This is a genomic window from Bifidobacterium aemilianum (assembly GCF_003315635.1).
In the GTDB taxonomy this organism is placed as follows: Bacteria; Actinomycetota; Actinomycetes; order Actinomycetales; family Bifidobacteriaceae; genus Bifidobacterium; species Bifidobacterium aemilianum.
Genome location: NZ_PDCG01000001.1, coordinates 158,309 through 182,689 on the forward strand (window position 1 = coordinate 158,309; position 24,381 = coordinate 182,689).

Here is a 24,381-nt window from a genome sequence, read left to right on the forward strand (position 1 = left end):
GGAGCCCTATCCCTCACAAGCATGAGACCACCTTATGCGTTCTTAGGTTCGCGGATCATATAGCCGATGCCACGCTTGGTCTCGATCAGGGGTGCCACACGCTGTGGCTTGCCATCTGGCCCGACCGTGGTGATGCCATCGATCTTCTTACGAAGATAGGAGATGTAGGACTCCACGATCGCCGCATCCCCACCCCAATCGTACTGCCAGACGTGATCAAGAATCTGGGCCTTGGACAGGACCCGTCCCTCGTTGTCCATCAGATAACGCAGAAGCTTGTATTCCGTGGGGCTCAGGTCGATGGGCTGCCCTGCACGGGTCACATCATGGGAGTCCTCATTGATCTCCAGGTCGGCCACGGAGATGATGGGGCTTGATTCCGCCTCCTCATGTGTGCGGCGCAGGATGGCCCTAATCCTGGCCACAACCTCTTCCAAGCTGAAGGGCTTGGTCACGTAGTCATCGCCACCTACGGTCAATCCCATGATCTTGTCCTGGGTATCGTCGCGGGCGGTCAGGAAGAGCACGGGAGCGGTGATGCCCCCCTGACGGATGCGCCTGGTCACCGTGAAGCCGTCAATATCGGGAAGCATGACGTCAAGCACGATCAGGTCCGGCTTGGTCTGCTCAATCACCTCGATTGCGGCTGATCCGGAGGCTGCCGTAGCCACCTCAAAACCAGCGAAGTGCAGGGATGCCACCAGGAGCTCACGGATGGAGGGCTCGTCATCCACAACCACAATTGATGCTTCTATTGCTTTGCTCATGTTTCCACTGTGCATTTTCAGCCTTATGGTTTCCTGAATACTGACTGTATATTACTCCCGGGGAAGTTCAGAATCACATGAAAGTCAGGTCTTGGAGGCAGGGAATCTCAGCCTTCAGTTTTGGGCGGACCGATCTGCTGATGCATCCATGGCGGAGCACTCGCTTTCCTTCGAACGTCCGGCCGGCTCCGGATTCTTGGCGCGGCCGCCCTTGCCTCGCCCTCGGTGCAGCAGCACCAGCAGCAAGCTGACCAACGCAATCAGCAGCAGGGCCCCCACCAGGCCCAAGGCCCCCAAGCGGGAAATGGTATGTGGAGTGGAGGTCTTCTTCAGCGTGGTCAGCTCACGCATCATGGCAATGGCCGACCCGGACCAGTCCGGTGAGCTTTGGTTGATGGGCTTGAGGGCGGCGTCCGAGAGCTTGTCCACCGTGGCCTTGGACCTAAGCCATTCATCGGAATTGGGTGAGACAGCGACCACCAGGTTGCCGTCGCCCGAGGCCACGGCCAGCAGGATGGTGTTGGGGTCGGGATTCAGGGATGTGAGGAGATGACCGGCCCATGAGGCTGGGTCGGACTTGTCACCAAAGGTCTGCAGGTACAGGAGGCGCACCGTGACCCCATCCTCATGCTTGGTCTTGGCAATGGCATCGGTGACGGCGGGCAGATTGTTGCCCAGCAGGTTCTCCGTATCGGTGATGTTGCCGGTGATCTTCAAGGCCCCGACGCCATCGGCGACCTGCCCTGAAGCCCAGGCCAGACCGGAAGGCAACGATATGGCACCAAGGGCGAAGACCATGATGAGGAGGGCCGCCAAAAGCCGCTTAAGACAAATCGCGGCATCAAACCGCGACACGCCGAAGCCTCGCTCTAGGGCACAGCCTTCGACCACATGACCTGATTCTTCTGATGTGCTGATCTGAGGGGACATATCTTCAACCATAGCGGTCGGCTTCACCAAGGACCGACCGCCGGCAAGAGCAGTACAGCACACACAAAGGAAGAACCATGCCACAGTATCAAGTAGATTCCGAACAGATCCAATCATCCAGCGCGGCCGTGTCCTCATCGGTCTCCTCCATCCGAGAGGCGGTGGCCGGCATGTACGGCAACCTCAACGCCCTCCAGGAGGTATGGCGGGGTGGTGCCGCCAGCCAGTTCAGCGTCGTCGCCGAACAGTGGCGCCAGGCCCAACAGCAGATGGAAACCTCACTGGAATCCATACAGAACGCCCTGACCCAGGCATCCTCGGTCTATGCGGATGCGGAGAGTCAGGCCTCCCAGCTCTTCACCAGTTCCTGAGCCCCCCGGCGGCAACAACAAAGGGACCCGACCGGTCTGGTCGGGTCCCTCCAGGAATCCTCAGCTGCCTTCAGCCCCCATAGGGCCTATGGGGGCTGGGGCTGCCAGCGGAATCAGTAGCCCATGTCGGGGCTGGCGGCGGGGGCAGCGGCCGGAGGCTCAGGCTTGTTGGCCACCACAGCCTCGGTCGTCAGGTAGAGGCCTGCGATGGAAGCCGCGTTCTGCAGGGCTGAACGAGTGACCTTCAGGGGGTCAGCCACGCCGGCCTCAAGCAGGTCCTCATACTCGTTGCTTGCGGCGTTGAAGCCCTGACCGTCAGGCAGGGAGACGACCTTGTTATAGACGACGTCACCGGAGACACCGGAGTTCTCGGCGATCTGCTTGATGGGGGCCTGGACCGCGCGGAAGACGATGGCGGCACCGGTGGCCTCCTCATCGGAGAGGTCCTTGATGGCCTGGGACTCGGCGGCCTTGTGGGCGGCCTGAACCAGGGCGACACCACCGCCGGGCAGCAGGCCCTCCTCGATGGCGGCCTTGGCGTTGCGAACAGCGTCCTCGATGCGGTGCTTGCGCTCCTTGGCCTCAACCTCGGTGGCTGCCCCGACCTTGATGACGGCCACGCCGCCGGCCAGCTTGGCCAGACGCTCCTGGAGCTTCTCACGGTCGTAGTCGGAGTCGGAGTTCTCGATTTCAGCGCGGATCTGAGCCACGCGCTCGGCAACCTCCTCCTTGGAGCCGCCACCGGACACGATGGTGGTCTCGTCCTTGGAGACGATGACCTTCTTGGCGGTGCCCAGGACGGACTGGTCGATGGATTCCAGCTTGAGTCCCAGGTCCTCGGAGATGACCTGGGCACCGGTGAGGATGGCCATATCCTGCAGCATGGCCTTACGGCGGTCGCCGAAGCCAGGAGCCTTGACGGCGCAGGAGTTGAAGGTGCCACGAATCTTGTTGAGGATCAGGGTGGGCAGGGCCTCTCCATCAACATCCTCAGCGATGATCAGCAGGGGCTTGCCGGTCTTCATGACCAGCTCGGCCACATGGACGATGTCCTGCTGGCTGGAGACCTTGCCGGAGGTCAGGAGGATGTAGGGATCGTCAAGAACGGCGGTCTGCTCGTCATTGTTGGTGACGAAGTATGGGGAAATGTAGCCCTTGTCGAAGCGCATACCCTCGGTGAACTCCAGGTCCAGGCCGAAGCGGTTGTTGTCCTCGACGGTCACGACGCCATCCTGGCCCACCTTGTCCAGGGCCTCGGCGATCTTCTCACCGATCTCGGGATCAGCGGCCGAGATGGTCGCAGTGGCGGCGATCTGCTCCTTGGTCTCCACGTCCTTGGCGACGGAGACCAGTTCCTTGACAACGGCCTCGGAGGCCTTCTCGATGCCGCGACGCAGGGCAATGGGGTTGGAGCCTGCCACGACGTTCTTCAGGCCCTCGTGGACCAGGGACTGGGCCAGGACCGTTGCGGTGGTGGTGCCGTCTCCCGCGACGTCATCGGTCTTCTTGGCGACTTCCTTGACCAGTTCGGCGCCGATGCGGGCGTAGGGATCCTCCAGGTCGATCTCCTTGGCGATGGAGACACCATCGTTGGTGATGGTTGGAGCACCGTAGGACTTGTCCAGGACCACGTTGCGGCCCTTGGGACCCAGGGTGACCTTGACGGTGTTTGCCAGCTCGTCGAGACCGGCGAGCATTCCTTGGCGAGCTTCCTCGTCATATGCAATGATTTTTGCCATCGTTCCTCCACATACGCACTTATGGCTGTAACTCGTACATTCCTCACCCGTGCCCGAACCACAACCGGCCGTCAGCTGCCGATTATCACTCTCAGGCCCCGAGTGCTAATTGGGAGATTAGCACTCCACCATCTCGAGTGCCAACATAGGCCACGCCGATTGCGCTCTTGGCATGAAGAGCCGGGATACAGAAAACCCGGCCGCCGAAGCGAAACCGGGTTATCTGAGGAAAACGAAGACCTGAAATCAGATCTTGGTTGCGGACTTGGCCTGGAGGCCCTTGGGACCCTCTTCGACCTCGTATTCGACCTTGTCGCCATCGTCAAGCTTCTTGAAACCGTCGGACTGGATGACCGAGTAGTGAACGAAGACGTCTTCGCTCCCATCATCGGGACTAATGAAGCCATATCCCTTGCCGGCGTTGAAGAATTTCACGGTACCTTGTGCCATATATATCATCTCTCGTTCAAAAGACCACGAATACCTAAGAAGAACCCGGCTGATTCCGAACCCCACCTCGTGGCCTACACCAGTCTAAACCGAGGTGGGGAGAAAAAGGGACGACACGCCAAGAAGCGCTGGAAACCACCGGAATTTAGCCGGCAAGCCCCAGCCCCAAGCGAACCTGTCAGGTAGAGGGACGGCACCCAGGCCTGGCCGGAATCAGTTGAGGAGGATCACCACGACAGGGCCGGGGGCTTCCGGAGTCTGCTCCACCGCGGCGATGCCCAGGGTCTTGGCCACATCCTCGGCCGTTGCCTTGTCGGTCTCGTTCTGGTAGCGAACCACCGTGGTGGACGGCAGTTGGCCGTTGGCGTTCTCGGGCGTGACGTTAGCATAGCCCGCATTCCTCAGGGCATTGGACTTCTGAGCGGCATAGCCGTTGATGCTGGTGCCGTTGATGACATGGACAGCCGTCTGCTTATTGACCGTCTGGGCCGGAGCCACCGGAGCCGGCGTGTTCTTCTCGGCCTTCTGCTGCTCGGCATCATCCTTGGCCTTGCCCTCGGACTCGTCCTGCTTGGCCTTGTCATCAGCCTTGTCCTTCTGGGCCTTCTTGACGTCCTCCTGCTTGGAGGAATCCGAGCCCCTGACCTGGGAGCTGGTCTCCTCTTTGGACTGCCAGGGGAAGTTGATCCTGCGGAACTCACCGGAGTAATACCCCCAGGTCAGAATTCCCGCCAGCAGCGCGATGATGATGACCACCAAGAAGGGCAACATGCGTATGGCAAGCGAGGTGTTGCCACGGTGTACACCGACCGGGCCCTCAGGGGGGTTATCGAAACTGTCCTTGGAATAAGACTCGTAGGTCTCCTGGTCTTTGCGCGACATATATCGTCCCTTCCTTTGCTACTGCACGAGTGTAAGGGCAACCGCGGTCAGCGTGCAACGAGGCTGCCTGACCGGCAGGCTTTGGCCATTCCGGATCACAAGGCTGACCTTGCCGCCTACCAGGCCTTGAGGCCCATGCTATGTAAAGTGGAAGCCATGTCCAACACACACGTCAAGCCCCTGTCCGAACTGATCGAGGCCGGCTGGGCCCAGGCATTGGCCCCCGTTGAGCCCAACATCCACCAGATGGGCGACTTTCTGCGGGCGGAACTGGCTGCCGGCCGCAGCTACCTGCCGGCCAGCCGCAACATCCTTCGGGCCTTCACCATACCCTTCGACCAGATCAAGGTGCTGATCGTCGGGCAAGACCCCTACCCAACCCCCGGGCACCCGGTCGGCCTGAGCTTCTCGGTCGCGCCCGACGTTCGCCCCCTGCCGAAGAGTCTCAACAATATCTTCACCGAATTGCAGAGCGACCTGGGCCTGGCCCATCCCCAGAACGGTGACCTGACTCCTTGGTGCGACCAGGGGGTCATGCTGCTCAACAGGTGCCTGACGGTCCAGGCCGGCAGGCCCAACAGCCACCAGGGCAAGGGTTGGGAAGCCATCACCGATGCCGCCATCAAGGCCCTCAATGCCAGGACCGACCAGGAGGGCCGGCCGCGACCACTGGTGGCCATTCTCTGGGGACGCAACGCCCAAAGCCTGGAGCCCCTGCTGACCAACGCCTTCATCATCAAGTCGCCCCACCCCAGCCCCCTGTCGGCCTCCAGGGGCTTCTTCGGCTCACAACCCTTTTCCAGGGCCAATCAGGCCTTGAGGGACCGTGGCCTCGAAGCGGTCGACTGGTCGCTGCAGCCCCCAGACCAGGCAGGCGCCCCACCAGCAGTTCAGCAATGACGGCTACAATGCTCAAGGAAATCCTCTGACAGTCCGGAAGTGAACCCCATGCCTATATTCCCACCCCAACCACAGATGCCCCAGCCTCAGGGCCAGAACAGGCCAGCCATGACCGTCCCTGCGCCTGGCGCCAAGGCCGGGCTCTCCCCCGACGACGTGCAGCGGGCCAGGCAGCTGGCCGACCAGATTCGCGCCCGCTTCAGCCAGACCCTGGTGGGCCAGGATGCCCTCAGGGAGTCCCTGATCGTGACCATGGTGGCCGGCGGGCATATCCTCATCGAATCGGTGCCGGGCCTGGCCAAGACGACAGCAGCCCAGACCCTGGCCACCTCTGTCTCGGGCAGCTTCAGGCGGGTCCAGTGCACCCCCGACCTCATGCCCTCCGACCTGGTGGGCACCCAGGTCTTCGACTTCTCCACCCAGAAGTTCTCCACGCAAATCGGCCCCATCCACGCCAACTTCGTGCTCCTGGACGAGATAAACCGGTCCAACGCCAAGACCCAATCCGCCATGCTCGAGGCCATGGCCGAGGGGGCAACGACCATCGGCGGCGAGCGCATAGCCCTGCCCAGCCCCTTCATGGTCATCGCAACCCAGAACCCCATCGAGGAGGAGGGTACCTTCAACCTGCCTGAAGCCCAGATGGACCGCTTCATGGTCAAGGCGCAGATGACCTACCCCACGGCCGACCAGGAGCGCAAGATGCTGGGACTGCTGACCAGCCGGGGCTCCGACAGCTTTGACCCTGCACGGCTGAGTGCGGGAGTCATCTCCATTCAGGATGTTGAATTCCTGCGTCAGAGCGCCAAGCGTGTCCATGTCTCCGAAGCCGTCATGGCCTACGCCGTGGACCTGGCCGAAACCACCCGCGGCACCGGCTCCCACCCAATCAAGGGGCTGTCCAGCCTGGTTCGTCTGGGGGCCAGCCCTCGCGCCTCCATCGCCCTGATTCGCATCGGCCAGGCCTCGGCCCTGCTGGCCGGCAGGGACTATGTCATCCCCGAGGACCTGAAGGCCTATGCCCATGAGGTCTTCCGCCACCGCATCATCCTGACCTTCGAGGCCATGGCCGACGGCATGACCAGCGACCAGGTCATAGATTCGATTGTCCGGGCGGTACCCGTTCCATGATCGATCCCCTGATCGAAACACCACCGGACAAGGCAGCGGTCCGTCGCAGGATCGAGGTCCTGTCGACTTCACTGAGCCTTCCCATCGTCCGCAAGGCCCTGGGCATGCTCGAGGGCGAGCATTCCTCCCACCACAGCCTGGGTTCCGATGAGGTGATGGACACCCGCCTCTATGAACCGGGGGACGAGGCGCGGACCATTGATTGGAATACCAGCGCCCGGGTGGGCCGCCCCATGGTGACCTTGCGCGAACGCCTGGTGACCTCCAAGGTCTGGCTGCTCCTGGATGCCGGCCTGGAGATGTCGGGCAGCTGCGACTCGGGCGAGAGGGCCTATGAGCTGGCATGCAACGCCCTGTGCATGTTCGCGGCCCTGAGCCTCAAGCGGGGGGACGACATCTCCCTGGTCTTCGGTGACTCGGCGGCCATCAGACGAGTGCCCTTCCATGGTGGTTTCGCCCAGTTCGAGGGTACCTTGGATGCCTCCACCCAAGACCTGTGGCTGCGCCCACGCAACATCGAGGCTCTGCTCTCCTACGCCAGGACCATCCGGGACCGGCACTCGCTTATCGTATTGGCCACGGACGAACATGCCTTGGAGGAGGTGCACCTTAAGCAGATCTCGGCCATCGCCCAGACCCACCCCCTGGTCCTGGTCGATGTGGCCACCATCAACCCCCTGTCGATGAGCGGCTACGCCCGTATCTTCGATGGCAATTCCCCACGGCGAATCCCTGCCTTCATGCGGTCCGACAAGGCCGCCCAGGAGGTGGAGACCCACCGGTCCTACCTGGCAGCCGCCCTGGAGAGGGAACTACGCCGCTGCGGTTCGACTATGATCCACCCCAAGACCAGTGAGGACATGTTCGCGCAGTTCGTCCGCCTGATCTCCTCCAGCCTGGCCCAGTCCACCGGCGGTCAGGGTTGGCCGGCCAATATGCCTAAGGCAAGGAGCGTGATCTGACATGGACCGGCTTACCTACACGAACCTTCTGGCAGCGACGGCCAGCCAGCAGGAACCAGCCCAGGAAATCTCGACCGGACCCCTGCTCCTGGCGGCCACCCTGATCCTGCTCCTGGTGGCCATCATCCTCATTTTCTTGCTGCTGGTGCTCTCCAAACCTTCACACAAGACCAAGGAGAAAACCCGGACCGGCCTGCACAGCCAGGGTTCGCGGCGCGATGTCTGGCTGAAGAAGATCAACCAGGTCGTCGAGGACTTCGAGGCTGGCTCCCTGACCAGGGACCAAGCCTTCACCCAACTGGCCCAAGCCGCCCGTGACTTCGCCTCCACCGCCTCCGGCACGGATGTGAGCACCCAGACCCTGACCGAGCTCAACCAGGGACCACGCGGCAGCAACCGCCAAGGCCAGGATCTGCTCAGGCAGACCATAGCCGCCCTCTACCCGCCCGAATTCGCCGATGAGCAGTTCAACGCCGCCGCCCGTGAGACCAGCGTGGCCCAAGCGGCGGAATGGGTCAGCTCTCTTGTGGAAAGGTGGCGGTGATGACCCTTACATGGCATTGGCCCTGGATTGGTCTGGCGGGCCTGGTCCTAGCCCTGGCCCTGGTTGCGGCAATTGTGGCGGCCAGCCGATTCAGGCACCCCCGCGACCCATCAGCAGCCCAGGTCTTCAGCCTGGATAAGGACCTGCGGGGCGAGGAGGCCACCAGGCTCTTCCATCTCTGGCGAAACATGGGCAGGCTCGCCGTGGCTGGCATGGCCCTCTGCCTGCTGCTGTCCCTGGCCTTGGTGGCCCGCCCATCCCAGGTGGACGAGGACAGTGAGCACGCCAACAGCCGTGATATTGTGCTCTGCCTGGATGTCTCCGGATCTACCCTCCCCTACGACCGGGAGGTCATCGAAACCTACCTGCGCATGGTCTCCTCCTTCAAAGGAGAACGCATCGGCATGACCATCTTCAACTCCACCGCCCGCACGGTCTTCCCGCTGACCGATGACTACCATCTGGTCAGCAACCAGCTGAAGACAGCCGATAGAATACTCAAGGGCGTGCAGACCCAGCAGGACATCGACAAGATGAAGGACCGTGACTACCAGGCGATTTCCGACTGGTTGGAGGGTACCCAGAACCGTAAGGATGCCACGTCACTGATTGGTGACGGGGTGGTCTCCTGCGCCGCCATGCTGCCGGGGTTCGCCTACGGCACCGCCAACAGCCAGCGGCCCAACAGATCGGTCTCCATCGTCCTGGCCACGGACAATGTGGTCTCCGGCACGCCCAGCTACAGCCTCGAACAGGCCCTGGAACTGACCAGCAAGGCGCGAATCGGCGTGGATGGCCTATATTCCGGCCCCAAGCAGAGCCAGGCTGACCAGGAAGCCAAGGAGATGAAGAGCCTCATAGAACAGCATGGCGGCGTCTTCATGACCCAGGCCGATGGCCCTTCCATCGGGGAACTGGTCTCCAACATCGAACAGCGAAAGGACGCCCAGATCAAGGAGGGGAACCAGGCCGCCATGGTCGATGCGCCCGGCTGGTGGGTCTTGGTCTTGGTCGCGGCCCTGGCCCTCTGGATTCCCCTGACATGGAGGTTGAGGCGATGAACGGGTTTACCCTCTCCCCTGCCCTTGGTTGGATCGCCGGCGGTGTGCTGGCGGTTCTGCTGCTGGCCATGGCCGTGACCGAAATCCTTCTCTACACCCACCGCAGGGGCAGCAGCGACGAGACACTGCCCGCCTGTATCCGACGGGTCCTGATCTGTCTCCTGGCGGCCCTCATGGTCCTGACCCCCAGCCAGATGGTCCCCACGGCCAACCGGGCCGTCAACAAGACCGACGTCATGCTGGCCGTTGATGTGACCGGGTCCATGGCCGTGCAGGACGCCCAGTATGGCTCCGATACGAGCATCAGCCGTCTGGAGGCCGCCAAATCAGCGGTCAGGGACCTGACCGACGCCTATGCCAACGCCAGCTTCTCAGCCCTGCGTTTCGGGGCCAGCGGAACCCTCGATGTGCCGCTGACCCCCGACACCATGGCCATTGACAACTGGGCGGACAGCCTGGCCCCGGAGGCATCGTCGGTCTCCTCAGGCTCGAACCTCGACGTGGCCATCGACCCACTTCTGCTGGCCCTGAAGTCCATACGGGGGCAACACCCTGACGACACCATTGTGCTCTACGTCATCTCGGACGGGGAACAGACCTCTACCAAGACCCCCCGCACCTTCTCCTCCCTGCGCCAGTACCTCAACGATGCCTTCACCCTGGGTGTCGGCTCAACCAAGGGCGGCAGGATTCCCCTCATCTCCGACAAGGCCACAGGAGGCGCCCCCGGGGCCGGCAAGACCGACGAGTGGGTCAAGGACCCCACGACCGGGCAGCCCGGCATCTCGGCCATGGACCCCAAGACCCTCAAGGAGATCGCCGACCAGATGGGCGGATCCTACCTGGCACTGACCAAGGACCAGATCGCCAGCAGGGGGGTCTCGTCCAAGATGTCCAAACACTGGCGGGTGACGCAGAGCGCCAAGGAGCGCCAACGGGCCTGGCCCATCGTCTGGCCCCTGGCCATAGTGATGACCGCCCTGCTCGCTTGGGAGCTGGGAGCATGGATAGCGAAGTCAAGGAGACTGCTATGACCAGCAGACATACGGACACATCACCATCGGCTGGGCGCATCGACAAGCAGTCCCAGGCCCGGGCCGGCCTGCCCCTACGCATAGTGCTGGGGGCCCTGGCGGCCCTGCTCATAGCCCTGGCCCTGGTGGCAGCTCTGAATCTCAAGGCCGTCAACACCTACAACCAGGCAACGGCCAGTCTGAACAAGACCATCGCAGAGGCCAAGTCATCCGACGCCGACCTGGACAAGCTCAGTGCCCAGCAGGAGCAGATCAAAGCCCAGTTAGAGAGCGCCCAAGGCTTGGGGATCCTGCTCCTGCCCCAGGTCCGCAACTCCATCTCGACCAACGCCCAGGTATCCTCCGTCCTGGTCCAAGAGACCCATGAGAAGATGACGGAGGTCAAGACCGGCGGAAGCCAAAGCGCCAGCAAGGATGCGGATGGCGCTAAGAGGCCCGGGGCCGGAAACACACAGTCCGGCGGCGGGCTGACCGATGAACAGCGCCGGCAGGTCGAGGAACTGCTCAAGTCCAACCAACCGGCCACGGAACCCGAATCGACCAGCACCAAGGACAAGCAGAGGCATAAGGATATGGACGAGGGCAAAGGCAGCGACCAGGTCAAACCCTGGTAGTCAGCCAGTGCCCTGCCTTGTGAGGCTTGAGCCCGCCAGGAAGGCACCTGCAGCAAGGCTCTCATAATGCTGAGCGGGCTTGGCCCAGCGCCTTCCTCTGCTCGCAATGACGCGACTCGCCGGAAATGTGGATAAGCGCCAGCCTTCGACCACAGGCACCCATCGAGCTTCACCAGCGCTCCCCCACTGTATTGAATGGGGGCATGAACACTTTCGATACGGAATTCAACAGCCACAGGCCGCCCCTGTTCGCACGCTGCTACTCCAGCCGGACACCTTCAGGGCTCTATGCCCCAAGTTCCTTCGCTGACAGGCCCAGGAACAGCACGGCAGCCACAGGCCCCTGCCCCTGCCAGCAGGCCGCCCAGGCCAGTCATGACCTGTTGGCAATGCTGGTCAGGGCCAGCCAGGTCTCCATAGAGAATCTGGAAGCAGCCCAGGCGGGAACTGGAAGCATGAGCTGGAGCGGCCCGGCAGCCGACAGCTTCAGTGACCGGTTGAAGTCTATAGTCTCCTTGTCCTTCCAACTCTCTGCCGATATGGTCCATACCCAGGGCCTGGTCTGATGGGGCAGCTGACCCCAAGGGCAACCGGCACGTTTGACTACCGGACCGATTCGTCATTCATTCAGCACTACCACAGCATTTTTAGGTCACTACTACATATCAGGAGATTGCCATGGGCGTGGAGGTAAGCAGTCGAGTCAAGGGAGGGCAACGTTATACGGCTGAATGCACCGAATGGTATCGGTCCGTCGCCGGCTCGCTCACACAGGCCAGTAAAGACTTCGCCACGGCATCCAGCTTCTGGTCCACGGCGGTACTGGACCTTGGCTACCGGCAATCGAAGACCTGGGCCTGCCCGCTGGAGACCGGGGCTGACCTGGGACCCACGCCTGGTGCCCACCTGTCCCCTCCCTATCCGAGCATCCAACACAACTGCAGGGAACATGGGGAGGTCTGCTCAGCCATATCGAAGGAACTCAGCCAGCTCGCTGACCTGCTGACCCGGGCCAATCTCCTCTATCAGCATGCTGATGAGGATGCCCGCCGATCGACCACCATGCTGCATTCCTTGGCTGGATTGCTCTCCCCCGCCACTATTCCAGCCTTCCTGGCACAAGCTATGGGTGGAGCAGCAACAAGTTCCATGAAATCCAGGCGATTCAACCCGATCGGCGCCTTGGAAGCCACCAAGCATCAGCAGGAATCGCTCTTGAGAAGCATCGCGGTTCCACTGAACATCATGGCAGGCAAACCAGCATTCGACAGCTATGGAGTGGCCCGGGCAGCGGGCACTTTGGCGATGGCTGAAAGCACCCTCAATGATCTGTGGCAGGGCAACAAGCTGGATGTCAAGCCGGTGGAATCCCAGGCCGAGGTGGTCAGGCCCTCCCATAACACAGCCGAGGCCATGGAGAATCTAAGACGCCTGGCTGAGGAACGACAGGGAGACCTCAATCTTGGCAGTGGATTGAGCTACGGCACCATAGCCATACAGCAATACGTACGGCCTGATGGGAGCATCTCCTGGCTGGTCACCATTCCGGGCACCGATGGGAAGCCGGACTCTCCCTTCGGCTGGCCCCAGAACCTGGAACTCATGAGTAATGACCCCAGGCAGCGCATGCTGGCCGACAGCGCCCGCATGGTTGATGAGGCCATGCATGCGGCCGGCATCAAACCCGGTGACCCGGTGGCCTTGATCGGACATTCCCAAGGGGGTATCGTGGCGGCCACCATAGCGTCCGACATGCAGGACAGCTACAACATCCAGCACGTGGTGACCTGCGGCTCCCCCATAGCCAACCATCCCATCCCCTCACATACCTGGGTCACCTCCGTGGAGATGGACAGCGAACTGGTGGCGGCAGCCGACGGCAATCCCAATCCGACCGGTGACAACTGGCTCACCGTCACCGGTAGCGTCACGCAGACCAATACCGCGCCCACCCCAGCCCACCGTCCCCAGGCATCCGCCCCGCAGCTGTCGACTCCAGCCAAGACGGACAAGCATCCATCCTTCGCTTCATCCCCAGTGCAGAATCCACCAAAGGATCCGGAGATCACCCATTGGCTGAAATACCACCAGGCCGCCTACCAGAACGCCTCGGACCTGGGGTCCAAACCCGTCCATGCCCATGATGAGCATTTCAGCCAGGTCATCGCCGGCGAGCCAGGTAAGATCACCTACTGGCAGGGACGTATGAGCCATGAGCAACAGGTTTCGGCCGGCGGAAGGTAGTCGGGGTCTGGCCGGTGACGCCTTGCGGCGATAAGGGTGCGCAAGGACCACAAACCAAGCGCGCAGAAGGGCCGCCGACCACAGGATGCGGTTCAGGGTTGCCGCTAGTGTGGAAGACATGCGATTGACTGACATCACTCCTCCCATTGCCCTGACACCCCTTGATGGCCGCTACCAGCATCAGACAGCTCCCCTGACCGAGTATCTCAGCGAACCAGCCCTGAACCGAGAGCGCATACTGGTCGAGGTCGAATGGATGATTCTTCTATCCAATGGATACGAGGGCAACGCTCACCAGCCAGCCCTGGAGGGGGTCAGGCCCTTGACCGACCGGGAGGTCAGCTACCTGCGGGGCATCCCAGAAGCCTTCGGGAGCGAGGGCATAGCAGCCCACGCCGCCTACGAGGCCGTGACCCACCATGATGTCAAGGCGGTCGAATACTACATTGACGACCAGTTGGACAAGGCCCGCCAGGCCCTGGGCCCCGATACTCGCCTGCCGGAACTCAAGACCCTGGTCCATTTCGCCTGCACCTCCGAAGACATCAACAACCTGGCCTATGCCCATTGTGTGCACCAGGCCGTGGAGCAGGTCTGGTTGCCGGCGGCCCAGGCCCTGGCCGACCGTCTGGAGGCCATGGCCCAGGACTACCGGGACCTGCCCCTTCTGGCCCTGACCCACGGCCAGCCTGCCACCCCCACCACCCTGGGCAAGGAGATGGCCGTCTACGCCTACCGGCTCAACCGGCAGCTTGGTCATGTTCGCCGGCAGGAGTATCTGGGCAAGCTCAACGGGGCCACCGGCAGCTTCGCCGCCCATGTGGTCGCCTGCCCGCAGGTTGACTGGCTGGCCCTCTCCCGTGAGTTCGTCGAGGGACGGATGGGACTGACCTGGAATCCCCTGACCACCCAGATCGAAAGCCATGACTGGCAGGCCGAACTCTACAGGACCGTAGCCCACGCCAACCGGGTCCTGCATAACCTGGCAGTCGACATGTGGCTTTACATCTCCCGGGGGATCTTTGCACAGGAGGCGGTCAAAGGTGCCACCGGCTCCTCCACCATGCCCCACAAAGTCAACCCCATCCGCTTTGAGAACGCGGAGGCCAACTTCGAGATGTCCTGCTCGCTGCTGGATACCCTGGCCGCCACCCTGTTGGAAAGCCGCTGGCAGCGGGACCTGACCGACTCCACCACACAGCGCAACATCGGATCAGCCCTGGGGTACTCGCTGCTGGCCCTGTCCAACCTCTTGACCGGCCTCGAATCGGTGCATCCCAACAGAGCCGTCATGGACCGGGAGCTTGACGGGAACTGGGAGGTCCTCGGCGAGGCCATCCAAACCACCATGCGGGCCCGGCAACTGGCCGGCGACCCTGGCATGGGCCAGCCTTACGAGAAGGTCAAGGAACTCATGCGGGGCCGCAGCATCGGCCAAAGCCAGGTCGAGGAGTTCATAGACTCCCAGGACTTCGACCCTCAGACGGCCGCCAGGCTCAAGGCGCTGACCCCAGGGACCTACACCGGATTGGCCTGCGAACTGGTACACTTCGACAAGTCATGAGTGAATCTATGAGTGCCCAGGGTGCAGACCAGCTCCATATCGAAGACCGTCCACCCAGAAGGACCAGGGACTTCGGTGACCTGATTCATGCCGTCCTGGCCGTCATCGCCGCCCTGGCGGTCATCATCGTGGCCCTATACCTGCGGGGCATCACCTCCGGAGTGGAATCCGACGCCCATAGCGCCGGCCAGGCTCTGAACTGGATCATGGACCTGCCGGCCTCCATGCTGCAGCAGTTGGCCACCATCATCATCGTGGTCTCCGTGCTACTCCACCTGCTGATCAACCGGGAATGGCTGCAATCGGCCGCCACCGTCATCGCACTCTTCGGTGGCTATTTGGCCATTTGGTCCCTGTCAACACTCCTGACCCAGCTGGGCAACCCGGCCCTCCTCTCCTCCATGGCATCCTTCACCTCCAACCAAGGACCAACCCTCCTACCTGACATCTATGCGGGCGTGGGCGCCTTCCTGACCGTGGCCGGCCCCAGGCGCACCCATTCGACCGTCAAATGGGGTTGGAACATCCTGTATGGGGTGGCCGTCATTCTGGTGGTCATGTCCTGGCATTCGGTGACCGGGGTCTGCGTGTCCTTCGCGGTGGGTCGTGTGGTGGGCATGGTTATCCGTTTCGTCATCGGCACCCGTAACCAGGGGTCCTGGGGCAGGCAGATAATGCTGGCCTTGGACTCCATCGGCCTGGACCTGGTCTCCTTGGAACGCCGGACCTTCGAGCAGACCGAAAGCAAGGTGCTACAGGCAGACCCCGACGACGACCTCATTGAGAACTCCCGCACCTACGATGCCCTTGACAGCGATGGCCACCGCTACATCGTCTCCGTCCTCGACAACCAGACCCATATGGCCGGCTATCTCAACCAGCTCTGGCAATGGGTTCGTCTGAGCGGGGTCTCCATGCGCCGGGATCGGTCGGCCTCCATGGCCAACCACCACCATTTGGCCATGCTGCTGGGACTGGCCAATGCCGGCTTGGCAACCCCCAACGCCTACGGGGTGGCCGACAGCGACGAATCGTCGATACTGGTCTTTCGGGCCGAAGCAGCCCCCCTGGCCTGCAATCTTGACACCCTGAGCGACAGGGACGCCAAGGCCTTCATGACCTACCTGGGCACCGCCCATGCCCGCGGATACACCCACCGACGCATCACCCCCGACACCCTGGTCCATCTACCTTCCGGCCAGGCCATCATCGGAGGCTGGCAGAACGGCGACTGCGCCAGCGGCAGTGCCAATATGGCCTTGGACAAGGTGCAGCTCCTGGTCTTGTGCGCCAGCCTCATCGGCCTGGACCGGACCCTGCCCCTGGCCCAGGAGGCTTGGGGTCTCCATCAGCTCCTGGACCTGGCTCCCTTTGTTCAACGGGCCGCCGTACCCTCGGCAACCAGGGCCTTGCCTGCCTGGGACAAGCGGGTGCTGGCAGACATCCGCGAGCGTTTGAAGGCCATGGCCCCCGAGGAGGCCGATCAGTCCACGGAGAACGTGGCCCTCTCCCGTTTCAGCCTGCGCTCCTTCCTGGTCCTGGCACTGGGCATCATCGCCGCTGCCGTAATCTTCACCCAGCTGCGGCCTGACGAGGTCATCGCCGCCCTGAAACAGGCCAAGGCCAGCTCCGCCCTGGTCTGCGTCCTCTTCGGCTTCCTGGCCTGGGTTGGCTCCGCCATAGCCCTGGGAGCCTTCCTGCCCCATGACAAACGCCATCCCCTCCCCTTGTATTGCACCCAGGCGGCATCGGGCTTCACCGCCGTGTCCATGCCGGCCGGGGTGGGTCCGGCCTTCGTCAACCTGCAATACCTGCGCAAGAACGGTTTCACGACCACGGCGGCCACAGCCATCACCTCCGCCGCCTGGGCCATCCAGAGCCTCATGACCATCATCCTGATCTTCGTCATCGGCATCTTCACCGGCCGCAACTCCCTGTCCGGCATGATTCCCACCAATACCCTGGTCATCGTCATCGGAGCGGTGGTGCTGCTCCTATCGGCATCCATGGCCATCGCCCCCCTGCGCCGGCTCATCACCGACAAGTACCTGCCCATGCTCAAAGCCTACGGCCGCCAGCTCCTTGATGTGCTCAGCCAGCCCAAGCAGCTGGGCATGGGGGTTCTGGGGGCCTTCATCCTCAATGTCGCCACAGGCCTGGGCTTTTGGGCGGCACTCCTGGCCTTCGGCTACCAGACCAACCCTGTGGAGACCATCTTCATCTTCCTCCTGGCCAACACCTTGGGGTCAGCGGTCCCGACGCCCGGCGGCCTGGGAGCTGTTGAGGCGGCCTTGACCTTCGCCTTCAGCTCCGTGGGGGTTCCCGCGGCCGTGGCCCTGTCAGCCACCCTCCTGTACCGGGTGAGCTTCTACTGGCTTCGCATACCCGTGGGCGCCATGGCCATGAAGTGGCTGGGCAGGCACAAGCTGATCTAGGCCGCCGACAGTCCGTCCCTATGACAGTTTGATCAACCCAATCCCAGCGAGGGCTATGACAATGCCCATAAGCCTTGCGGGCGCTGGCCCCAGGGCCCAAAAACAGCCGGGGAATGAGGGCCGAAGGGCCCCAAGCCGACCCCAAAGTGACCAATCTTCACAGAAAAGTCTGCAAAACCCCGGAGATTGGCGGTATTTGGCAAACTTCTGCGCTAATATCTAAATGAATGTGGCTTTGCAATCAGGAAGCCCCCGATCAAGAAGGATGCTTTTACATGGCATACAACAAGTCTGATCTCGTCTCGAAGATCGCACAGAAGTCCAACCTGACCAAGGCTCAGGCTGAAGCAGCCGTCAACGCTTTCCAGGATGTCTTCGTCGAGGCCATGAAGTCCGGCGAGGGCCTGAAGCTCACCGGTCTCTTCTCCGCTGAGCGCGTCAAGCGCGCCGCACGCACCGGCCGCAACCCCCGCACCGGCGAGACCATCAAGATCCCCGCCTCATACGGCGTGCGCATCTCCGCTGGCTCCCTGCTGAAGAAGGCCGTCTCGGACAAGTGAGTTCCTGACTTACCTTTATTGAAAGGCCCCCGCTCCAATGTGCGGGGGCCTTCTCGTATTCGTTGAGGGGCCAGGGACCCCATGCCACAAGAGTAGGTGCCCAGGTTCACTCACCAGAGCGCCAAGCTGGGCGCGGGGAATGCTGGGAAAGGCTTACAGGGCCTGGTGAGCAGCGGGACCCTCTTCACCCAGGGCCTGCATCAGCTTGAGGTAATCGGGGTTGGGACGGCTGTCAAAAGGGTCAAGCAAGAGGACCTCACGCTTGCGAGGTGAGCTGACCTGAAGGTGTGTCCAGTCACAGGAGAAGGAGGCTGCAAGCTCCTGGGCCTTGTTTACAAAGGCCCCCCGCAGGGCGGCCCGGGTGTTGGCCGGCGGGTGGTCCACACACTGGTCCACAGTGTCGCGGTCCAGCAGGGTTACCATGACCCCATGCCTGACCATGGAGTGGTATATGGAACCGTTGGCCAGATCGTGGTAGTCCAGGTCAAGGGCCTTGAGTTTGGTGGGGCTGATGGCTGGATGGCGGGACTTGATACCGGCCATGAGACGGTCCTTGGCCAGCCAGTCCAGGCGGTTGGTCAGGTCGGACATGTGGCCTGATCTGATGGCTTCCAAGGACTTGGACCATTCCTTCAGGATCGTCTGGCAATCGCTGCTGGGCAACGATGCCGCCATGGCCTCCTCATGGGTGCTGACAAAGTCGCCGGCAACAGCCAGATAGCGTTCCTGAAGCTCCACAGCGCTGGTCTGACCCCTGCCATCGGCCAAGCGGAAGCGAGCTGTCGTGCAGGTCAGGTCGCCACTGAGGGCACGGTTGGCCGCCATGGGGTCGGCCAGGGCGCAGGCCTCCAGCCCCGAGGGAACCCCCAGCCGGGCCGCTTCCTCAATCACACAGAGGACCAGGTGGGTGGTCGCTGTCTTCATAAAGGCAGCGAACTGGGACCGGTTGGAATCACCGATGATGACGTGGAGCCGCCGGAACTCATCGGGGTCGGCGTGCGGCTCATCCCTGGTATTGACCATGGGGCGCGAGCGGGTGGTGGCCGAGGAGATGGCCTCATCCAGGAACTTGGCCCGCTGTGTGACCACCAGGCCCTGGCCGGTCATACGGCCGGCACCGGTGAGGATCTGCCGGCTGATCAGGAAGGGCAGGAGCTGGGCCTCGATGGTTGGTAGGGGCACGAAGCGGCGGACCAGATAATTCTCATGGCAGCCGAAGGAGTGGCCCGCCGAGTCCACATTGTTCTTGTAGACGTGGATGCGGGCCTGGTCTCCGTAACGCTCCTGAAGTCCCCCCTGGGCCTCCAGGGCCAGCCTGCGCATGATGGCCTCGCCGGCCAGATCCTGGGCCAGGGCATCCAGGGGATCGGCGGCCTCGGCCGTGGCGTATTCGGGGTGGGAACCAACATCCAAGTAAAGCCGGGCCCCGTTGGGCAGGTAGGTGTTGGTCGACCTGGACCGGGCCAGGACGGGGGTGAACATGGCCATGGCCACCTCCCCGGCCTCCACCGGCTGTTCGCTGCCGGTCAGACTGACCCCATACTCGGTCTCGATGCCGAAAATCCGGCTGAAGCCCGCCAGCCCGGAGGATGGACCCAGCCCCGCCTGGGACCCATGGTTGCCGCTATCGCGCAGCTGCGGCATCACTGGCCGCCCTGTTGGACAAAGCTCTTGACATAGTCCTCGGCGTTGGTCTCCAATACGGACTCGATGTCGTCAAGGACCGCGTCCAGGGCCTGGTCGCTCTGGCTGATGTTGGCTTGGGCCTTGGCCTGCCCGACTGGGGCTAGGTCAGCCTGGTCCCGCTCACTGCCCTGGCTCTGCCGCTGTGCCCTGATGGGACCTTGTGCCATGCTCTTCACCTTTCCATGGGCGGATGCCCGCTATGCCGCTACTGGGATTCCTGGGTCCGGTTGGTCGACAGGTTGTCTTCCAGATAGGGCTTGAGCTCCGGTAGTATCAAGCCGTTGCTGGCCACCACGTCGTTCTCCCGCCGCCAGTGGATCTGCTGGCCGTTCCACTGGGCCACGGCCCCCTGGGCCTCCCAGACCACCACGGTGCCGGCGGAAACCGCCGGAATGTCCCACTTGTGCAGGTGGGGCTCGAAGTAGGCGTCATAGGTGCCGTCGGCCACCTTGCAGAGGTCCAGGGAGACCGGGCCGATCCGCTTGATGTCCGCCGGCCGGCCAGCCAGGGCGCTGATGACCCTTAGGGCCCGTTCGGATTCGTTGGCCACATATGACATGCCGTAGGATACCACGGAGCCGTCCAGGCTGTGCATGGTGGAGGGCATGATCTTCTCGCGCTTGTCGCCCATGGGGGTCTTGCGGATGCGAATGGCCCCCTGGCCCTTGGCCGCCAGGTATGTCAGCCCCAGCACCGGTGCGTGGACCAGGCCCAGTATGGGCTGGGCGGACCCCTTCTCGTTGAATTCGAACAGAGAGATGGTCACGGCCCATTCGGCCATATTGCGGATGTAGTTGATGGAGCCGTCCACGTTGCCCACGCACCAGTAGCGGTCCCCAGGCTTGGAGTCCTCGGGCCTGTCGCGCCAATTGCCCTGGAAGGGGTCGAGATAGGTCAGGCGGTTCTCCAGGAATTTGACCAGGCGCTGGTCGGTCTCGGAGGTGTATTGAACCTCATCCTTGGGTATGGAGACATTGGCGAGATCGTGGGGGTTGAGCTGGTCCAGCAGGGCGTGTTTGCCTGCATCCTGGGCCACCTGGCCCACCTTCAGCGCGAGTTCACGCAATTCCATGATCTCTTGTTCCCATTCTCACCAGCTCGGCCCATCGACCCAAGCAGACATCGTCAGACCAACGCATACCGTCACCTATCAGTCTAACCGTTGCCCTTGATGGCAGCAATCAGACCGGCCGCGGGCCGACCACGCCAGCTTTCAAGCAATGCCTGGCAGTCCTCCCGACAGAAGGACAGGGGGTCGGACATGTCCAGGGTCACCAGCCCCCTGGTGGCCCCCTGCCCCGCCTCACCCTCACCGAGGAGGCCATGATCGTCCTGGCCCCCCGCCTGGCTGGGCCTGCTGGCCTGCCGCACAGTGATCTGCGACCAGGAGACGGCCACGAGTTCCTGGGGGAAGTTCCTGACCAGCTCGGCCCGCAACCAGGCCCGGGTATCGTCCGGGGGTTGGGTCATGGCCTCCAGCACCTGGTCGTCGTTGACCAAAGCCGCAGCCCTGCCTCTGACCTTCTCGAAGATACTGGTCTGCTGGTCGATGGATTCCCAGCGCAGGTCGGCGGCGGAGAGTCTGGGATCACGCCAGGAACAGGCCAACTTACGACGTAGCCCTTCCAGGATCTGCCATTTGAGGAGCCATTCCAGGCGTGAGGCCTGGACTGCCATGTGCAGGCGCTGGTCATCGTCACTGTGGCGGACCTGGGCCAGGTCGGCCAGGACGGTCTGCCACATCCCCAGCATCCGCCGGCTTGACTCGTCCGGCCACAAGGGGTTCCCCACCCCATCGGTCCCATAGACCTCGGCGGCCAGGGCGACCGTGGCAGTCAGGAGCCGTAGTTGGAGCTGCCAGGCGGTGATGCTGCCCCCTGATGCCAGGGGCAGGTCGGCTGACAGGCTCATGTCTCGTGACACCGTGTGGAGGGCTTGAACCGGGTCCGCCAAGGCCAGGTCATCAAGGAGGCCGGCAAGGTCGAATGCGGTATGGGTTGAGGCCGCCTCCTCCAGAACCCAGAGCAGGAGGCTGGTCGTACCCAGTTTCAGGGCCTGGGGCCAGTCCATCCGGTTGGCGTCGCCGGCGATCACATGCAGGCGCCGGTAGCGTTCGCCAGCGTGCGGCTCGTCCCTGGTGTTGATGATGGGGCGGTCGAAGGTGGTCTGCAGGCCTATGCGGGTATGGAGGTAGTCGGCCCGTTGGCTGAGCTGAAAACCGCTCTTCTGGCTGGCCTCCCCAAGCCCCAGACGGCCTGAGCCCGTATAGATCTGCCGGCTGACCAGGTGCAGGGTCATGAGTTGGGCAACCTGCTCGAAGGGCACCGACCTTTCCATCAGGTAGTTCTCGTGGCTTCCCCAGGAGGCACCCTTGCCATCGACATTGTTCTTGTAGAGTTCCAAGCCCCCGCCAGCCCCCGCGGCGGCCTTGGCCATCATGGCGTCGCCGGCCCGGTCGTAGAGGAGGGCCTGGAAGGGGTCGCGGGTCTCGGGAGAGGAGTATTCGGGGTGGGCGTGGTCCACGTATATGCGTCCACCGTTGGGGGCGATGACATTGCTGATCTGCAGCTGCGGGGCATCAGTGAGCATGTCCGGCCTGGCCGATGCCCGGTCCAGCCTGGAGCCACGGGCATCCCTGACTGGGTCCTCGCGCCGGTAGTCCCAACGGATCTCAGCCCTGGCCGGGTCGCCGGCAGCGGCGGCCGCGACCACTGCGAAGGAGAGCTCGACGGGATTGTAGGGCTTGACACCGGCCTCGGCCAACTGGGCCGCCTGCTGACCGCCCTGCCGGGCCACGCCGTATTCGGTCTCCGTACCCAGGACTCTCTGGAGGCTCATTGCCCGGTCCCTTCGGACGGTTCCGGACTGGGCACGATCCTTTGGACCCGGCCCCCGGCGATGCCGTTGACCCTCGACCATTGGAGGGGATTCGCGTCCAAGACGGCATCGCACGCCTCAAGGAACTCCTCCTGAACGGCCCGGGCCAGTGACCCTCTGGTCAGGGCGGCTTCGGTGCCCTGGAGGATGGATGCCTTGACGGCCTTGGTCTTGGCCCGGTCCACCATGTTGCGCAGCATGGCCCCGGACATCAGGTCGGCCAGGTGGACCGGGGACCAGACCCCCTGGTCGTCACAGACCTGACAGACCCGCCGTTCCGCACCCTGCCCGTAGGCGTCGGCAATCAGACCCTGGGCCAGGGAGTCAACGCTCTGCCCAGATTCGACCGGCAGGCCCTCCCCCAGGTAATGCCGGACAATGGCCAGGCCCTGGGAGGGACCCGGGCGGTCGACACGGATCTTGACATCGAACCGCCCAGGCCTCAGGACGGCCGGGTCCAACATGTCCACCCGGTTGGAGGCACCGATAATCAGGACCCGCCCCAGGCTCTCGACTCCATCCATCTCAGTCAGGAACTGGGGAACGATGGTGGTCTCCACATCGGAGGAGACTCCGGACCCACGCGTGCGCAGCAGGGCATCCATCTCATCGATGAAGACGACCACTGGTCGGCCGGCGGCCGCCAGCTCACGGGCCCGTCGGAAGATGAGCCGTACCAGTCGCTCGGATTCCCCGACGAACTTGTTGAGTAGCTCAGGCCCCTTGACGGAGAGGAAGACGCCGGAAGAGCCCGCACCCTTACCCTGGGACAGCTCGTTGGCCAAGGCCTTGGCGATCAGGGTCTTGCCGTTGCCGGGAGGACCGTAAAGGAGCACCCCCTTGGGGGCCTGCAAATCAAAACGTGAGAAAAGGTCGGCATGGAGGAAGGGAAGCTGCACGGCGTCACGGATCCGGCTGATCTGCTGGTCCAGGCCGCCGATGTCATCAAAGGTCACATCCGGGGTCTCCTCCAGGAGCAGCTGCCCCTCGTCCTCGGCGGGAAGGGCCTCCAGGGCCAGGCGCCCGGACGGGTCCACCAGGAGACGGTCTCCGGCATTGAGCTGCCGTCCCCCATCGGCAAGGTCAGCCACCGGCCGGACCAGGGTCAGGTTGCCTCCGGCATCGGCCACCAGGAGCCGGCCGCCTTCCAGGACCTCCTGGAGGCTGCGGACCTGGCCCAGCCCATCCAGATCGCTCTGCCTGACCAGCACCAAGTTCTCGTTGAGCAGGACGCTGGCACCCAGCCGCAGGCTGGAGGCCTTGACGGTGGCCGCCACGGGAACAATCAGACGTCGTCCGCCGGTCAGGACCTCGGCCGTGGCGTGGTTGATGCCCATCTCGTCGCTCGACACGGAGACCAGGCGGACCATGGTGGCAAAGCTCAGGGGTGGTTGAGCCAGTTGGGAAAGCTGGGATTTGACCTTGGTCAGCTCGCTGCCGGCCCGGGTCAGAGCCTGGGTCAGGCTGTGGTTCTTGGCCATGAGCCGGTCATTGAGCTGGGCCAGGTCCTCAGGTGACTGCTCCTGTTCGCCGGTATGCTCCTGCTCACCGGCCACTGTGTCTGCCACAGACTCCTCCTCCTCGGGCGTTCATCCACCATATGAATGTTCGTTCATCGTCTCAACTCTAC

The 24,381-nt window shown here is 63.0% G+C and carries 23 protein-coding genes; 13 read left to right on the top strand and 10 right to left on the bottom strand.

The window, feature by feature from the left end:
* Window positions 1-32: 32 nt before the first annotated feature.
* Both CRD60_RS00610 and CRD60_RS00615 read right to left on the bottom strand, forming a co-directional pair.
* The gene (locus CRD60_RS00610; protein ID WP_113859384.1) at window positions 33-767 is read right to left on the bottom strand and encodes a response regulator transcription factor; all 735 of its coding nucleotides are present in this window, start codon (window positions 765-767) and stop codon (window positions 33-35) included.
* Between the two features lie 114 nt (window positions 768-881).
* Window positions 882-1,709, bottom strand: coding sequence for a TPM domain-containing protein (locus tag CRD60_RS00615; RefSeq protein WP_127975594.1), 828 nt, complete (start codon window positions 1,707-1,709; stop codon window positions 882-884).
* Between the two features lie 65 nt (window positions 1,710-1,774).
* Between CRD60_RS00615 and CRD60_RS00620 the strand changes: the two genes are divergently transcribed.
* Window positions 1,775-2,068 (top strand): WXG100 family type VII secretion target, encoded by a 294-nt coding sequence (locus CRD60_RS00620; protein WP_113859386.1) that lies wholly within the window; start codon window positions 1,775-1,777, stop codon window positions 2,066-2,068.
* 113 nt (window positions 2,069-2,181) lie between these two features.
* Here the strand turns inward: CRD60_RS00620 and groL are convergent, their stop codons facing one another.
* The 3 genes from groL to CRD60_RS00635 form a co-directional block, all read right to left on the bottom strand.
* Window positions 2,182-3,807, bottom strand: a complete 1,626-nt coding sequence (gene groL, locus CRD60_RS00625; protein WP_113859387.1) for a chaperonin GroEL — start codon at window positions 3,805-3,807, stop codon at window positions 2,182-2,184.
* 246 nt (window positions 3,808-4,053) lie between these two features.
* On the bottom strand, window positions 4,054-4,257 hold the full coding sequence (locus CRD60_RS00630; RefSeq protein ID WP_113859637.1) for a cold-shock protein: 204 nt from the start codon (window positions 4,255-4,257) through the stop codon (window positions 4,054-4,056).
* A gap of 213 nt (window positions 4,258-4,470) precedes the next feature.
* Complete coding sequence (locus CRD60_RS00635; protein WP_113859388.1) at window positions 4,471-5,139, bottom strand: LytR C-terminal domain-containing protein; 669 nt, start codon at window positions 5,137-5,139, stop codon at window positions 4,471-4,473.
* A 156-nt stretch (window positions 5,140-5,295) separates the two neighbouring features.
* On the opposite strand from CRD60_RS00635, the gene CRD60_RS00640 reads away from it, so the two are divergent.
* The 12 genes from CRD60_RS00640 to CRD60_RS00695 all read left to right on the top strand — a co-directional run bounded on the left by CRD60_RS00640 (window position 5,296) and on the right by CRD60_RS00695 (window position 18,188).
* Window positions 5,296-6,039: a uracil-DNA glycosylase gene (locus CRD60_RS00640; protein WP_113859638.1), complete on the top strand. Its 744-nt coding sequence runs from the start codon at window positions 5,296-5,298 to the stop codon at window positions 6,037-6,039.
* Window positions 6,040-6,087: 48 nt separating this feature from the next.
* Window positions 6,088-7,170 carry an AAA family ATPase gene (locus tag CRD60_RS00645; protein WP_113859389.1) on the top strand — a complete coding sequence of 361 codons (1,083 nt, stop codon included), beginning with the start codon at window positions 6,088-6,090 and terminating at the stop codon, window positions 7,168-7,170.
* Window positions 7,167-8,132, top strand: coding sequence for a DUF58 domain-containing protein (locus CRD60_RS00650; protein WP_113859390.1), 966 nt, complete (start codon window positions 7,167-7,169; stop codon window positions 8,130-8,132). Before CRD60_RS00645 ends, CRD60_RS00650 begins: the two co-directional genes overlap by 4 nt.
* A 1-nt stretch (window position 8,133) precedes the next feature.
* On the top strand, window positions 8,134-8,676 hold the full coding sequence (locus CRD60_RS00655) for a hypothetical protein (RefSeq protein ID WP_113859391.1): 543 nt from the start codon (window positions 8,134-8,136) through the stop codon (window positions 8,674-8,676).
* Window positions 8,676-9,737, top strand: coding sequence for a VWA domain-containing protein (locus CRD60_RS00660; protein WP_113859392.1), 1,062 nt, complete (start codon window positions 8,676-8,678; stop codon window positions 9,735-9,737). Before CRD60_RS00655 ends, CRD60_RS00660 begins: the two co-directional genes overlap by 1 nt.
* Complete coding sequence (locus CRD60_RS00665; RefSeq protein WP_113859393.1) at window positions 9,734-10,771, top strand: vWA domain-containing protein; 1,038 nt, start codon at window positions 9,734-9,736, stop codon at window positions 10,769-10,771. The genes CRD60_RS00660 and CRD60_RS00665 overlap by 4 nt, the downstream gene beginning before the upstream one ends.
* On the top strand, window positions 10,768-11,385 hold the full coding sequence (locus CRD60_RS00670; protein ID WP_113859394.1) for a DUF6466 family protein: 618 nt from the start codon (window positions 10,768-10,770) through the stop codon (window positions 11,383-11,385). Before CRD60_RS00665 ends, CRD60_RS00670 begins: the two co-directional genes overlap by 4 nt.
* Before the next feature lie 203 nt (window positions 11,386-11,588).
* Entirely contained in the window at window positions 11,589-11,951 is a 363-nt protein-coding gene (locus CRD60_RS00675) for a hypothetical protein (RefSeq protein ID WP_113859395.1), read from the top strand.
* Window positions 11,952-12,063: 112 nt separating this feature from the next.
* Window positions 12,064-13,629, top strand: a complete 1,566-nt coding sequence (locus tag CRD60_RS00680) for a PGAP1-like alpha/beta domain-containing protein (protein WP_113859396.1) — start codon at window positions 12,064-12,066, stop codon at window positions 13,627-13,629.
* Between the two features lie 118 nt (window positions 13,630-13,747).
* Window positions 13,748-15,193 carry an adenylosuccinate lyase gene (gene purB / locus CRD60_RS00685; RefSeq protein ID WP_113859397.1) on the top strand — a complete coding sequence of 482 codons (1,446 nt, stop codon included), beginning with the start codon at window positions 13,748-13,750 and terminating at the stop codon, window positions 15,191-15,193.
* A gap of 8 nt (window positions 15,194-15,201) precedes the next feature.
* Window positions 15,202-17,628, top strand: coding sequence for a lysylphosphatidylglycerol synthase transmembrane domain-containing protein (locus tag CRD60_RS00690; RefSeq protein WP_236630750.1), 2,427 nt, complete (start codon window positions 15,202-15,204; stop codon window positions 17,626-17,628).
* 275 nt (window positions 17,629-17,903) lie between these two features.
* Window positions 17,904-18,188, top strand: coding sequence for an HU family DNA-binding protein (locus CRD60_RS00695; protein WP_033490389.1), 285 nt, complete (start codon window positions 17,904-17,906; stop codon window positions 18,186-18,188).
* 153 nt (window positions 18,189-18,341) lie between these two features.
* Here CRD60_RS00695 and CRD60_RS00700 read toward each other — a convergent pair whose 3' ends face one another.
* The 5 genes from CRD60_RS00700 to arc all read right to left on the bottom strand — a co-directional run bounded on the left by CRD60_RS00700 (window position 18,342) and on the right by arc (window position 24,319).
* Window positions 18,342-19,832 (bottom strand): proteasome accessory factor PafA2 family protein, encoded by a 1,491-nt coding sequence (locus CRD60_RS00700; RefSeq protein WP_113859399.1) that lies wholly within the window; start codon window positions 19,830-19,832, stop codon window positions 18,342-18,344.
* Window positions 19,832-20,041, bottom strand: coding sequence for a ubiquitin-like protein Pup (locus CRD60_RS00705; RefSeq protein WP_113859639.1), 210 nt, complete (start codon window positions 20,039-20,041; stop codon window positions 19,832-19,834). Before CRD60_RS00705 ends, CRD60_RS00700 begins: the two co-directional genes overlap by 1 nt.
* A gap of 38 nt (window positions 20,042-20,079) precedes the next feature.
* Window positions 20,080-20,946 (bottom strand): inositol monophosphatase family protein, encoded by an 867-nt coding sequence (locus CRD60_RS00710; protein WP_113859400.1) that lies wholly within the window; start codon window positions 20,944-20,946, stop codon window positions 20,080-20,082.
* An 83-nt stretch (window positions 20,947-21,029) separates the two neighbouring features.
* Window positions 21,030-22,712, bottom strand: a complete 1,683-nt coding sequence (dop, locus tag CRD60_RS00715; protein ID WP_113859401.1) for a depupylase/deamidase Dop — start codon at window positions 22,710-22,712, stop codon at window positions 21,030-21,032.
* Window positions 22,709-24,319: a proteasome ATPase gene (gene arc / locus CRD60_RS00720; protein WP_407923148.1), complete on the bottom strand. Its 1,611-nt coding sequence runs from the start codon at window positions 24,317-24,319 to the stop codon at window positions 22,709-22,711. Before arc ends, dop begins: the two co-directional genes overlap by 4 nt.
* Between the last annotated feature and the right edge of the window lie 62 nt (window positions 24,320-24,381).

Coding starts and splice junctions, on each gene's coding strand:
- CRD60_RS00610 (WP_113859384.1), bottom strand. CDS start 767: ATGAGCAAAGCAATAGAAGCATCAATTGTGGTTGTGGATGACGAGCCC.
- CRD60_RS00615 (WP_127975594.1), bottom strand. CDS start 1,709: ATGGTTGAAGATATGTCCCCTCAGATCAGCACATCAGAAGAATCAGGT.
- CRD60_RS00620 (WP_113859386.1), top strand. CDS start 1,775: ATGCCACAGTATCAAGTAGATTCCGAACAGATCCAATCATCCAGCGCG.
- groL (WP_113859387.1), bottom strand. CDS start 3,807: ATGGCAAAAATCATTGCATATGACGAGGAAGCTCGCCAAGGAATGCTC.
- CRD60_RS00630 (WP_113859637.1), bottom strand. CDS start 4,257: ATGGCACAAGGTACCGTGAAATTCTTCAACGCCGGCAAGGGATATGGC.
- CRD60_RS00635 (WP_113859388.1), bottom strand. CDS start 5,139: ATGTCGCGCAAAGACCAGGAGACCTACGAGTCTTATTCCAAGGACAGT.
- CRD60_RS00640 (WP_113859638.1), top strand. CDS start 5,296: ATGTCCAACACACACGTCAAGCCCCTGTCCGAACTGATCGAGGCCGGC.
- CRD60_RS00645 (WP_113859389.1), top strand. CDS start 6,088: ATGCCTATATTCCCACCCCAACCACAGATGCCCCAGCCTCAGGGCCAG.
- CRD60_RS00650 (WP_113859390.1), top strand. CDS start 7,167: ATGATCGATCCCCTGATCGAAACACCACCGGACAAGGCAGCGGTCCGT.
- CRD60_RS00655 (WP_113859391.1), top strand. CDS start 8,134: ATGGACCGGCTTACCTACACGAACCTTCTGGCAGCGACGGCCAGCCAG.
- CRD60_RS00660 (WP_113859392.1), top strand. CDS start 8,676: ATGACCCTTACATGGCATTGGCCCTGGATTGGTCTGGCGGGCCTGGTC.
- CRD60_RS00665 (WP_113859393.1), top strand. CDS start 9,734: ATGAACGGGTTTACCCTCTCCCCTGCCCTTGGTTGGATCGCCGGCGGT.
- CRD60_RS00670 (WP_113859394.1), top strand. CDS start 10,768: ATGACCAGCAGACATACGGACACATCACCATCGGCTGGGCGCATCGAC.
- CRD60_RS00675 (WP_113859395.1), top strand. CDS start 11,589: ATGAACACTTTCGATACGGAATTCAACAGCCACAGGCCGCCCCTGTTC.
- CRD60_RS00680 (WP_113859396.1), top strand. CDS start 12,064: ATGGGCGTGGAGGTAAGCAGTCGAGTCAAGGGAGGGCAACGTTATACG.
- purB (WP_113859397.1), top strand. CDS start 13,748: ATGCGATTGACTGACATCACTCCTCCCATTGCCCTGACACCCCTTGAT.
- CRD60_RS00690 (WP_236630750.1), top strand. CDS start 15,202: ATGAGTGCCCAGGGTGCAGACCAGCTCCATATCGAAGACCGTCCACCC.
- CRD60_RS00695 (WP_033490389.1), top strand. CDS start 17,904: ATGGCATACAACAAGTCTGATCTCGTCTCGAAGATCGCACAGAAGTCC.
- CRD60_RS00700 (WP_113859399.1), bottom strand. CDS start 19,832: ATGCCGCAGCTGCGCGATAGCGGCAACCATGGGTCCCAGGCGGGGCTG.
- CRD60_RS00705 (WP_113859639.1), bottom strand. CDS start 20,041: ATGGCACAAGGTCCCATCAGGGCACAGCGGCAGAGCCAGGGCAGTGAG.
- CRD60_RS00710 (WP_113859400.1), bottom strand. CDS start 20,946: ATGGAATTGCGTGAACTCGCGCTGAAGGTGGGCCAGGTGGCCCAGGAT.
- dop (WP_113859401.1), bottom strand. CDS start 22,712: ATGAGCCTCCAGAGAGTCCTGGGTACGGAGACCGAATACGGCGTGGCC.